Raw genomic sequence first — 12,783 nt, forward strand, 5'->3', positions numbered from 1 at the left:
CTCGAAAACATTTGCACAATAGTGTGAAGTGTTTCAAAATTAACTAGTTATATTGAAATTTTTTGTGCATTGAGGTTCTTATGAAAGTCATTGATTTATTTAAACACCGAGGCGATAGCGTGTCTTCGCAACACTCAGAGTTTATGCAATGGATGTCTCCAGCTCTTAGAGATTACTGGGGTGACTTTCTGAATCGTACGCAAAATAGCCATTTCTTTGCTTGGGTTCGTGATCACCACAAACCTGCTGTAAATGAAGATGCACCAGAGATGCCAATAGAACAGCCGCTCGTATTAACGCGAGAAGCACAGCTTGTGTTTGATGAGCTTAATCAGCAGATCGGTGAAGTTATTCATACTGGCGACTGGATCAATGTTAGTCAAGACCGTATCAACCAGTTCGGCCTTGTTACTGAAGATATGCAATGGATCCATACTGAACCTTCTAAGGCTGAAACAGATTCTCCGTTCAAAACAACCATCGCACATGGTTTTTTGACTTTGTCTCTGCTTCCTAGACTGACTGACAGTGTTGATCCTGATAAGTCTCAATTCCCAACAGCGAAGATGGTTGTAAACATTGGTCTTAACCAAGTACGTTTCCCATATCCTGTCAAATCGGGCAGTAACGTTCGTGCTAAAAGTACGCTAATAAAAGTAACGCCAATTAAGAAAGGCCTAGAGATTGAACGCGAAATTCGCGTAGAAATCGAAGGTATTCGTCGTCCTGGCGCTGTGATTGTTTCGGTAATCCAACTGCACTTCTAGAGCTTTTTTATAAGTGGAACTGCTTTTAAGCGAAGATTATAGATTCAAAAAAAAAGAGAGAGCTTAAGGCTCTCTCTTTTTGTTTGTGTCTATCAAGGCGACATCATCAGCATCCTAATAACATCACTAAAAGTACTTATCTTACTTCATTCGTGAATAGCTACTTAATACGTGTGTAGCCGTACTCTTCGATAAGATCTTGCCCTTGCTGTGACTTCACGAACTTGATGAAATCTTTGCTCTCGTCAGAAACTGATTCAGTTTTGTGTAGCAACAAGAACGGGCGAGCCAATTCATAGCTGTGGTTAGCAATGTTCTTTGATGTTGGCTCTATGCCTTCAAAGGTAATGGCTTTAATCGAACGGTCGATAGAACCAACAGAGATAAATCCAATCGCGTGTGGGTTATGGTTAACAATCGTTTTAACCATGCTGTTGCTGTTTACAACCAAGTTGTTTGGGTTGATGTCAGAAACCAGACGGTCGTTAATGATTTTTGTTAAACCAAGCAAGCTTTCGAAGCTGTAGCGTGAACCAGAAGAAGCTTCACGAGTTACAACTGCGATAGGCTGATCCGCACCACCCACGGCTTTCCAGTTTGTGATTTTTCCTTTATAGATATCGAATAACTGTTCACGTGTAACGTTGCTTACACCGTTTGAACGGTTAGTTACGACTGCTAGGCCGTCAAAGGCAATTGGAAATACCTTCAATTTTTCGTCCTGTTCGCGGTCAGTTAAGTAACGCGAGCTCATACCAATATCAGCGACACCTTTATTAACCATGGTAATACCCGCTGTAGAACCGATGCCCTGAACCGCAATGTAGTTATCAGGGTGAGTCTTGTTGTACTCCTCTGCTAAAACATCCATCACTCGTGATACAGAAGTGGAGCCCGAAATATTGGTTTCTTGTGCTAAAGCAGCTTGAGAAGACAGGGCTAAGGATAAAAGAGAGGCAAGCGCGACTCGTAACATAAACAACTCCTAGTTAATAACATTTGCTGGCTATGATAGGTCGGTTATATGACACTTTTGTGAAATTCTATACGGATACGTTATAGCCGTTAGTCTGGTTAGTGAAAGACAGTGTGGCTGCCAAAATGGCACTGGTTAATGAAATTTAGACGGCTTTGCCCTTTTAGAATGTGTTTACTGAAGAAGGATTCGTTTCTGGGAGCAGGGCGGGTATTTTGTTTGCACTTGTTCGCTAAAATGATCGTTGAGTCCTAAGCTAAGTAGAGGAATTCACTACTTAGAAGTTTCTATGAAGTTACAAGGGGTGTTATGTCCGTTATTCATATAGAACTGAATCGTCTTTTAATTGGAGCTGAGAGGCTCTGTACTTCACGAAATCGTAGTTTACCTGTAGAGCTAGGAAAATCCCTTTATGAAGAGTGTGAGGGTGGTGTGCTGTTTTCTCAGGCGCATTATCTACTCGACTCATCTCATAGTGATTATACCAACGAGATCGCCTGCGTTACCTTTGATGAGTCGTTATCTTGCTGGGTGGTGATGGTGCCACTTGAAGATAATGCGGAAACCGACTCTGTAAATTGGGGACCTTACCCTTACCTTCCTCAATCCAAGGATCTTGATGCTATTTTGGCTGAAATAGAAAAAGACCCTAAATCCTACTTCTGGTCGTGACCATTTTACTTAGGTGTTCGCTGGTGGTTTGATACCAAAAACGAACGACCTTCGTAAACTCCCACCAACACATTTCAGATTTATACTTTTATCTGCATGTGCATGTGCACTCGTACTTTCTAAGACTGTTCAACCAATAAGACAGTACAGCCAATAAGATTGTGCAACTAATAAGACTGTGCAACCAAAGAGCGGAAGTCTTTTGGAGTCTTGCCATGATAGGTTTTAAAGGCTGTACTGAAGTGTGCCGCGCTTTTAAATCCAGATTCATAAGCGATTTGAGTAATAGATTTATTCGATGTTCTGAGCTGTGTCGCTGCATGGGCGATTCGCTTTATCTTTAATAGATTTGAAAAGGAAAGGTCTTCAGCCGACAAACGGCGCTTAAGTGTGGCTGGTGACATCCCCATATAGCTGGCTAGGGTATCGAGTGAGATATTATTTTCAATGTTCTGTTCAATGTAATGAATGACCTTTTGCGTCACGGTTAACCTTGACGCTCGGGCAATAATAACTAACAGAGCAGGGTGCTGCTCGACCATTAGAGAGAGCAAACCTAAACCTAATTGAGTGAGTGCGTAGTCATTCTGAGTCGATGAATGAACGAGCGACATGATGAGCTCTTTCAATTGGCATATTTCGGTATCAGTTTTATTAAACTTAATGTATTTGTCTGGGACTCGTGTGGGTTCTAAATCACTGAACTGATTAATGAATTTCTGAAAAATAGCTAAATCAAAATCTACACAGGTTGCGCTGAATTCGCCATTCTCAGTGTCAACGGTGATGTCTTTAATCTGACCAGAATTGTAAAGAGTAAAATCTCCGGCTTGCAATGAGGCTTCAGTCCCATCAGGTAGCACGAAAGAAATACTGCCTTTAGAAACGATGAAAATACCGTTTTTAGAGGCGGGGTAACGTTCCCGTTTCCTGGGAATGAAGTTTCTGAATTGAGTAACTGTGATTGATGACATAGTGCGCTTCTTTGACGTTGTAAACTGATTGCTTATTGATTATTTTTTTAAGTATTGTTTAAGCATGAGACATTTACAAAAAAGGCGCTAATAATTAGCGCCTTTAGAAGTGAACCTTGAAAGCCGTAACCTTTAAAGCTCTTAAGCTTAGGTTTCGTTTGTCGTTTCAGGCTCGCTAGGCAAGTCCGCAAATACTTGAGTAGGTTTTGCTACTAAGTTACGGTTTTCCTGATTAACTTCGAAGAGAACTACTTCTAAAACGTCTCCCAGTTTGTATACCATTTCTTTATCGATAGATACAGTACCCATATCACCGTTGCACTCTATTCTCTCTTTATTATCAATAATGAGAGAACCAGGGATAAATGCAGCTGCACCATTCTCAAGCAGACGCACACGCATACCAGCACGGTTAATGTCGAAGATCTCTGCTTGGAAGCGAGTCTCTTCTACAGGAGCGTTTGCTAGAGTACGAGCGTACAACCAATCGCCAACATTGCGCTCAGCCATACCGTGGTGACGGCGGTGCAGGGCAAGTTCATCACCAATAGTTTCGTCTGGTGTTTGAATTGGCGCTTTACCTAAGATGTGTGCTTTAAGCATACGGTGGTTAATCATGTCGCCGTATTTGCGAATTGGGGAAGTCCACGTCGCGTAAATGTCTAAACCCATCGCGTAGTGTGGCGCAGGTTCATTGCTGATCTCGCTGTACGCTTGGAATTTACGAATACGGTTGTCGTAGTAGCTGTTGTCTAGAGAGCCTAACCAACGACGCAGAGTAGCAAAGCCTTCTAGAGAAACGATCTGCTCTTCTGTAAACGGTGTTTCGGCTTCTGGGTTAACCAGTTCTAGAACGTCTGTTAATTTCTCAGCTTTAAAACCAGAGTGACAGTTAAAGACACCTTGGTTGAAGCCCTCTTTTAATACTCGGCCTGCACAGATGTTCGCGCTGATCATAGACTCTTCAACCAACTTGTTTGCAGTGCGACGCATGTCTGCGTGGATAGCGACAACATCGTTATCTTCGCTAAGCTCAAAGCGGTAGTCAGGGCGGTCTGGGAATACAACAGCGTTTGTTGAGCGCCATGCTGAACGTGCTTGTGCAAATTGGTGAAGGTCAGAAACAATCGCAGCGATCTCTTCTGATGGTTGCCATTTGTCTGATACACCGGTTTCTAGCCAGTCAGATACGTGGTCGTAAGCAAGACGAGCATGAGATTTGATGTTCGCAGCGAAGAAGTTAATGTCATCGCCGATAACACCCTCTTTAGATACTGTTACTGTGCAGCAAAGTGCCGGGCGAACTTCGTTCTCTATTAGTGAACATAAGTTGTCAGCTAGATCACGAGGTAACATTGGGATGTTACGACCTGGAAGGTAAATAGTGAAACCGCGCTCACGAGCCACTTTATCCATCGTATCATCTGGAGAGATGTAAGCGGTAGGATCAGCAATCGCAATAGTTAGCTCAAAATCACCGTTCTCTTTCTTCTTAGCGTAAAGCGCATCGTCCATATCTTTTGTGCTTTCGCCATCGATAGTCACAAAAGGGACGTGAGTCATGTCGATACGTTCAAGATCAGCGTCGTCTTTGATCTGCCAGTCGTCAATGCCTTCAGGTTCGCTGTTTGGTAGGTCGTTTTGTGCCAGCGTTACCCACCAAGGTGCGATCTTGTCGTCAGCATCTGTGATTTTTTCAGATATTTGAGCCAAGAATCCGTTGTCACCTTTTAACGGGTGTTGAATGATATGAGCAACAACCCAGTCGCCTTCTTTTAGCGTTTCAGGGTTTAGCCCCTTTTTCGCTTTCGCTTTAAGTTGCAGCTTTTTCAGTTGCGGGTGATCAGGAACTACATTCAAACGACCTTTAAACAACTTCACGCGAGCAATAAAACGAGTAAGGCCTTGTTCAATCAATTCCTCAGGCTCTGCTACTTCGCGATCTTTCTCGGTGCGAATGATGGCAATTACCTTGTCACCGTGTACACATTTCTTCATGTATGGAGGTGGAATGAAGAAGCTGGTCTTGTTATCGACTTCGAGAAAACCAAACCCTTTTTCAGTGGCTTTGATTGTACCTTCCTTTTTAGGGAGGGTTTCTTGGATTTGCTGTTTGAGTTGAGCGAGTAGAGGATTATCTTGAAACATTTTGACTTTTATCTATCGAGGACAATTGAGCACACTATAATCATTGCGAGGCTTGATTACTACTTAAAGGCGAAGTGAGCGTTAATTAATTGCCCTCTTATTTAACTAGGTCAATTTGCTAGAAGATGGGTGCTGTGACGAGATATTCATCAAATTTTGACGATATGATAACCAGTATTGATGTAAAAGCGAAAAATATGTGATGTATTTCAATTTTTTCTGGATTTTTTTATGCATTTAGGGAATAATCCGCCTCCCTTAGACGTCCCTAATGGCTTGAAGTGTTTTATTACTGCTTCGTAACTCTGAATGGAATCAGTATCTGATTGGATCAGTATTGGAATTGATAGAGCTCCCGGGACCTTTTGTTTACTTATATATAGTGGGATCCCAATGTCCGAATCTGTAATTCAATTTAATGAATTAGCCCTTAACGATAACATTCTTTCAGCTCTTGATAGCATGGGTTTCGTTTCTCCGACTCCAATCCAAGCAGCAGCTATTCCTCTTCTTCTTGAAGGCCGTGACGCACTAGGTAAAGCACAGACTGGTACTGGTAAAACAGCAGCATTCTCTCTGCCTTTACTTAACAAAATCAACCTGAACCAACACAAACCACAAGCAATCATCATGGCTCCTACTCGTGAGCTAGCGATTCAAGTTGCTGCGGAAATCAAAAACTTAGGTCGTGACATCAACGGTCTTAAAGTTCTTGAAATCTACGGTGGTGCTTCAATTGTTGACCAAATGCGTGCTCTAAGCCGCGGTGCTCACATTGTTGTTGGTACTCCAGGTCGTGTTAAAGACTTACTAACTCGTGACCGTCTACACCTAGATGAAGCACATACATTTGTTCTTGATGAAGCAGATGAAATGCTAAAAATGGGCTTCGTAGATGACGTTACTTGGATCCTTGAGCAAGCTCCCGAATCTGCACAACGTGTACTTTTCTCTGCAACTATGCCTCCAATGGTTAAGACTATTGTTGACCGTTACCTACGTAACCCTGCACGAGTTGACGTTGCTGGTACTAACCACACAGTTGACAAAGTAGCGCAGAATTACTGGGTTGTTAAAGGCGTAGAAAAAGACGAAGCAATGTCTCGTCTTCTTGAAACTGAAGAAACTGACGCGTCAATCGTATTCGTACGTACTCGTCAAGACACTGAGCGTCTAGCTGATTGGCTATCTGCACGTGGCTTCAAAGCTGCTGCATTGCACGGTGATATTCCTCAGTCTCTACGTGAGCGCACTGTTGATCACATCAAACAAGGTGTTATCGATATCCTAGTTGCAACTGACGTTGTAGCACGTGGTCTTGATGTTCCACGTATCACTCACGTATTTAACTACGACATCCCATTCGATGTTGAATCTTACATCCACCGTATTGGCCGTACTGGCCGTGCTGGACGTAAAGGTAAAGCGATCCTACTAGTTCGCACTAACCAAATCCGTATGCTTCGCACAATCGAGCGTGTAACTAAGTCTCAAATGGAAGAAATCCAACTTCCACAACGTGACGAAGTTGCTGCTGCACGTGTTGCTAAGCTTGGTGCTGAGCTTGAAACTGAGAAAGAGAGCAAAGCTCTAGAAAACTTCGCAGGTTTAATCTCTACACTACAAGAATCTCTAGAAGTTGATGCTGCTACTCTAGCTGCAATGCTTCTTAAGCGTCAGCAAGGTAAGAGCCCACTATTCTACGTTGGCGAAGACCCAATGATCGCTGCTATTGAGCGTGATAAGAACCGTCGCAAAGAGCGTCGTGAAGATCGTGACAATGGCCGTGACGGTGGTGGTCGTAACTTCAATACTCAAGATTGGGATACGTACCAACTACAAGTTGGCCGTGAGCAAGGCGTTCAGGTTAAAGACATCGTTGGCGCACTAGCAAACGAACTAGGCCTAACTAAAGGTTCTATCGGTGCTATCAAGCTAGACCAAGGTTCTACTTACGTTCAACTGCCAAAAGCAATGAACTCTGAAACTGCTGGTAAGCTAAGCAAACTTCGCATTCGTCAAAAAGAAGCTGGCGCTGTAGTTGTTGATTTCAACGACTTCCGTGAGCCTCGTCGTGGCGGCGGCGGTCGTGATGGCAACCGTGGCGGTCGTGATGGCGGTCGTGGCGGTCGTGATGGCGGCGGCTACCGTGGTAACCGTGAAGGCGGTAATCGCGAAGGTGGTAACCGTGAAGGTGGCAATGGCGGTCGTGGTGGCTACCGTGGCAACCGTGACGGCGCACGTGATGGTAACTCTGCTGGTGGTCGTGATGGCGAACGTCGTTTTGACCGTAACCGTGGTGGTGATCACCGTGGTAACCACCGTGGCGAACGTGGCCATGGCAACGCAGCAGCTGGCAATGGCGGCAACCGCGGTCGTCGTCCAGAGCGCAGCGAAGGTTAATCAACCTTTAGTTTAAGTTGAAATTTACAAGCCAAGTGCTTATAGACGAATAGCTTAAACAGTGAATTTAAAAGCCGAGTATTATGCTCGGCTTTTTTGTGCCTGCTATTTTATTCTTTGTGCTTGTAGCACGTCCTAAGCCCTGATTGAAATAGTGCCTCGCATTATAAGGCTGCCACAGTGACATGTGCGTAAAGCGCCGTTTAGCGTGTCTAGTCTAGAGGTATGGGAGTCGAGCGATGTCTAGCAAAGGAAACCCACAGCTATAGTGAAAAATGAAAATGGATTTTGAAGTAAGATCTATTCAACCTTTCGATCCAAATAAGTGATCTATTTATAGTGCTGAGGCGAAGTTAAATGCCTTGAAGTCTATTAGCGGGTATTGGTAACCAACTGCTCTATATTTAAGTGTCGTGCTGTATTTTTTAAGTCGCAGCGTAGAACGCTAGCTGGTTTATTGGCTTTATGGGCTTAATTCTTGAATTGGACTCTTGGGTAAGATTTCAATCCAAGATGACTTTGCTCTCAATGTGGTTTGTATGAACCTATCAGTTTCATAACTGCATTTACTTCATCTAATTCAACTATTTTTTAATTTTCGTTCTCGAAAGAAATGAATTGATGACTAAGATCAACTTAATTGTGTTCATTTGGTGGTTTTTGCAAAACAAAAGTTGAAAGATTCAAAAATTATTGAATAATAGACTTAACTAAAATTGAAGCGCAAACTTCACTAAATTCGTACTGAAACAGGATCCATATCCAATGTCTAATTCGTTTGTTCTGGTTATTAACTCGGGTAGTTCTTCCCTTAAATTTGCTGTCATCGATTCTGTTTCTGGTGACGCTGTATTAAGTGGCTTAGGGGAGTGTTTTGGTCTTGAAGATGCTCGCATGAGCTGGAAGCATCAAGGTCAGAAAACAGAAATTGCTATTCAAGGTGAGGGTAACCACCACAAAATTGCCATTGGCAAATTGGTTGGCCTGATGGAAGACTTAGGCTTCACAGCTGATATCGTGGCGATCGGTCACCGTATCGTTCACGGTGGTGAGAAGTTCACTCAAACCGTTCGTATTACTGAAGAAGTAACGAGTGAGATTGAAAGCCTATCTGACTTAGCTCCACTTCATAACCCAGCAGGTGCTATCGGTATCCGTGCTGCGATTGAAGCTTTCCCTTCTCTACCTCAGTTCGCTGTGTTTGATACTGCTTTCCACCAAACAATGCCACAACGTGCATTTACAGGTGCAATCGCAAAAGAGCTATACACAGACTTCGGCGTTCGTCGTTACGGTTTCCACGGTACGAGCCACTACTTCGTTAGCCGTGAAGCTGCGAAAATGGTCAACAAGCCAGTAGAAGAATCGAGCTTCATCTCTGTTCACCTAGGTAACGGCGCATCTGTATGTGCTATCAAAGACGGTAACAGTGTTGATACTTCAATGGGCTTCACACCGCTTTCTGGTCTTATGATGGGCACACGTTGTGGTGACTTAGACCCAGGTATTATCGAATACCTACTTAAGAAAGGCTGGTCACAAGAGCAAGTATTTAACTCTCTAAACAAGGAGTCTGGCTTCCTTGGCGTGTCTGGTCTTACGAGCGATGCTCGTGGCATCTTAGAAGCAATGGAAGAGGGCCATGAAGGCGCTAAGCTTGCATTTGAGGTGTTTACTTACCGCGTATCAAAGTACATTGCTTCTTACCTTGCAACGTTAGATTCTTTAGACGGCATCATCTTCACTGGTGGTATCGGTGAGAACTCTCTACCAATTCGTCGTGAAATCCTAGACAACCTTAAGATTCTTGGTTTCGTTGAAGATGTAGCGGGTAACGAATCGGCTCGCTTTGGTGCAGAAGGCATCATCGGTAAGTCTGAAATGTTAGACGCAGTAGCAATGGTTATCCCAACCAACGAAGAGTTCGTGATTGCTCAACAGTCGGTAGAACTTTTGTAATCTGAACTGAAGTCTAAGCAAGAAAAAGACAATCAAAAGCGAGCCTAAGTGGCTCGCTTTTTTTTGGACGTTGAAATGTTTTAGTAGCTAATAATGTGCAAACAACATGTGCTCACCTTAAAATTTGTCTTACTAACTGAGCGTTCATTATCTTACTCCTATTGTGTAGTGGGAGAAATAATATGAGTTTATTCGATTGTTATCTGAGGTATGCGATAAAGCGCTTCGTGGCCGAGTGAATGAACGTATTTAGGATAAATTAATGGGTTCATTGCTTGTTGTTCTAAGTTTTTGATCAATATTTCATCGCTATTGTTAAGCTTGGTGAATGATTGGTGTTGGCGAACTACTAAATGGTTTTATTCAACGATATCTAGGTTAACAAATAAAAATGATAATAGATAAGAAATTGTTTTACAGCGTGGATTGTCAATAAAAGACGGCTAAATAAGCCTTATAAAGTCTGCATTACTAATAAATAAGGAATGCAGTGATGAGTGTTTATTTTAAATTGTTCGTTGTCATTATATTGGGGACACTATTGAGTTTGTTGATTTTCCCTGAGCTCTCTTCCTTTTCTTTTACGCCTGATGTTGAACATCACTATCCAATAGGCAGTTTTGAAGTTCATGCTTTTTTTGAACAGCGCTGGCATTCCTTATAGTTAAAAAATTCATATAAATCATCGTCTTTATCTTTTTTTATATCGCAATTTTATTTCATCATTTTATTTCATTTTAAAATTCTCGAAACGAAATACAGGTTAAGGCAAGTTGAAGAGGAACAAAAATTACAATGAACCCTACACATCTGGAGTTTAACTATGACAACTAAAACAGCTCTTAAGCCTGGTATTCAATACAACGCCGAAACCGTCCTTTACACAGGCAACTTTATTACTATGAATGAAGAGCTTCCAAAGGCAGCAGCGACCATTGTACAAGATGGGAAAATACTATTCGCAGGTACTAAAGATCAGGCTGAAACATTTTTAACCGATAAAAGCTTAGAATATCTCTTAGATGCTCAGTTCGAAGGCAAAACAATTGTGCCAGGTTTTATTGAAGCGCATATGCATCCACTGATTGCAGCATTGTTTACAGGTATGTTTGAATATGGCGGACAATACGACCGTCTAGGTGTAGAAGGTAAGTTACTAAAGGGGTGTGCAACTGCTGAAACATTAAAAGCGCACTTACAAGATCTTAAAAAAGAGCACGACAAGGCAGGTAAAACAGGAGAATGGATCAATCTTTGGGGTTTAGACCCACTGTTGATGACTGATGGGACCATTGTGAATCGTGATTTCTTGGATTCTGTTATTGATGACTCTCCGGTGTTTTTTATGCACGCAAGCTGCCACTTAGCAGGACTCAATACATTAGCGCTTGAAATGTCAGGGTTCAGCTTGGACGACAATGCTGAATTTGTATTACGTGAAAATGGTCGATTGACAGGCGATATTGCCGAAATGAAAGACATCTACCGTGCACTCAATGTTGGAGCATTTAACTACGGAACTGACCCGGCCGTGATCGGAAAGACCTTGATCGATTACGCGAATATTGCCCACTCATTGGGTGTGACGACAGTCTCGGATTGTGGCATGGGCTTGCCGTCGAATCCATATCCGCTTTACCAAGCATTGAGTACCAACCCAGCGTTTAAGCTTCGTATTACGGCTTACCCTTTGGTAGGGCCTTTCAATTTGGAAGACGTAAACACCATGAAGCAGAACGATACAGACAGGCTTTGTATCGGTAGCGTGAAGTATGTGAATACCGATGGCTCAATTCAAGGTTTCACTGCGAATCTGTTAGACGGCCAAACTTATTATAATGGCAAGCCGAGTACCTCGCTGACTCGCGACGTAGAAGAGATCTACGAGTCTGCTTTGCCGTTCCATAAAGCGGGCTACAACATCTCGTTCCACTGTAACGGTAATGGCACCACAGAAAAACTGCTAAATATTATCGAACGCATGCAGAAAGACACACCAATGCCAGAAGCTCGTCACTGCTTAGAACATAACCAAATGGTGACTGATGAGCAAATGGACAGAATGGTCAAGTTAGGTGTGTGTCACAACTTGTTTGGTACTCATATTCCGGTTTGGGGTGACGTACACGCAACACAAACCGTTGGGCCTGAGTATGTCAATCGATTAAACCCGTTCCAAACTTCGGCGAAAAAAGGCATCCCGTTCTCTATTCACTGTGATGATGGCGTAACGCAGGTTAACCCGTTGTTTATGATGTGGGGTGCAATGAATCGTAAGTGCATTTTCTCAGGTAACGTGTATGGAGAAGAAGAGTGCCTAACCGCTGAGCAAGCTCTGCACGCTGTTACACTTGGTGCAGCTTATCTAATGGGGCACGAAGACAGTAAAGGCTCGATTTGTGCTGGGAAATTGGCTGATTTTGCTGTGCTAGACGCAAACCCACTAGAGACGCCAAAACAAGAGATTAAAGATATACGAGTACATGCCACGGTGTTAGGTGGCGATGTTTCAGTACACAAAAATGCAACAACGTCAGTGAAAGAACCAGAAATGGCTTAATCATATAAATACAACTTTCACATCAACTCAAAGAGCACGTAAGTGCTCTTTTTTTGTGTCTATAGAAAGCCCTTAAAAGTATTCACTATAACGTGAGGGTTTCACGGTACCTTTTAAAACATGCTGTAAGAAGCCGCTTCAGAGCCAGCATTGGTGGCAAGCAATATAACCAAGGTCTGTAATGGCAGATATTAGCGCCGCTATGGATTACTTATAAGTGGACAAGAATACAGCTGAAACCCTAAATCTAAATTTTCGATTAACGAGCTGAGGGTTATAGAACGCCATTATTCACAAATGTATTTTCTAAAGTTGGATGAGTTG

General features: G+C 42.8%; 8 protein-coding genes. 5 read left to right on the forward strand and 3 right to left on the reverse strand.

Translation table 11 applies throughout. The features are described 5' to 3' along the window. Positions 1–80 precede the first annotated feature (80 nt). Positions 81–767: a MaoC family dehydratase gene (locus DUN60_RS18985; protein WP_114634901.1), complete on the forward strand. Its 687-nt coding sequence runs from the start codon at positions 81–83 to the stop codon at positions 765–767. Positions 768–927: 160 nt separating this feature from the next. Here DUN60_RS18985 and DUN60_RS18990 read toward each other — a convergent pair whose 3' ends face one another. Beyond that, positions 928–1,743 (reverse strand): phosphate ABC transporter substrate-binding protein, encoded by an 816-nt coding sequence (locus tag DUN60_RS18990; RefSeq protein WP_114634903.1) that lies wholly within the window; start codon positions 1,741–1,743, stop codon positions 928–930. A gap of 309 nt (positions 1,744–2,052) precedes the next feature. Between DUN60_RS18990 and DUN60_RS18995 the strand changes: the two genes are divergently transcribed. Beyond that, positions 2,053–2,415 (forward strand): DUF3024 domain-containing protein, encoded by a 363-nt coding sequence (locus DUN60_RS18995; protein ID WP_017077443.1) that lies wholly within the window; start codon positions 2,053–2,055, stop codon positions 2,413–2,415. A gap of 167 nt (positions 2,416–2,582) precedes the next feature. Here the strand turns inward: DUN60_RS18995 and DUN60_RS19000 are convergent, their stop codons facing one another. Beyond that, positions 2,583–3,389: a helix-turn-helix domain-containing protein gene (locus DUN60_RS19000; protein ID WP_017095053.1), complete on the reverse strand. Its 807-nt coding sequence runs from the start codon at positions 3,387–3,389 to the stop codon at positions 2,583–2,585. 147 nt (positions 3,390–3,536) lie between these two features. Then, positions 3,537–5,537 carry an exoribonuclease II gene (rnb, locus tag DUN60_RS19005; protein WP_114634905.1) on the reverse strand — a complete coding sequence of 667 codons (2,001 nt, stop codon included), beginning with the start codon at positions 5,535–5,537 and terminating at the stop codon, positions 3,537–3,539. Between the two features lie 393 nt (positions 5,538–5,930). Here rnb and DUN60_RS19010 point away from each other — a divergent pair, with 393 nt between their 5' ends. The 3 genes from DUN60_RS19010 to DUN60_RS19020 all read left to right on the forward strand — a co-directional run bounded on the left by DUN60_RS19010 (position 5,931) and on the right by DUN60_RS19020 (position 12,459). Beyond that, positions 5,931–7,940 carry a DEAD/DEAH box helicase gene (locus DUN60_RS19010; RefSeq protein WP_029224327.1) on the forward strand — a complete coding sequence of 670 codons (2,010 nt, stop codon included), beginning with the start codon at positions 5,931–5,933 and terminating at the stop codon, positions 7,938–7,940. 765 nt (positions 7,941–8,705) lie between these two features. Next, the gene (locus DUN60_RS19015; protein ID WP_054545715.1) at positions 8,706–9,899 is read left to right on the forward strand and encodes an acetate/propionate family kinase; all 1,194 of its coding nucleotides are present in this window, start codon (positions 8,706–8,708) and stop codon (positions 9,897–9,899) included. An 823-nt stretch (positions 9,900–10,722) separates the two neighbouring features. After that, positions 10,723–12,459 (forward strand): amidohydrolase, encoded by a 1,737-nt coding sequence (locus DUN60_RS19020; protein ID WP_114634907.1) that lies wholly within the window; start codon positions 10,723–10,725, stop codon positions 12,457–12,459. Positions 12,460–12,783 lie beyond the last annotated feature (324 nt).

This window comes from Vibrio splendidus, assembly GCF_003345295.1.
Taxonomy (GTDB): Bacteria; Pseudomonadota; Gammaproteobacteria; order Enterobacterales; family Vibrionaceae; genus Vibrio; species Vibrio splendidus_K.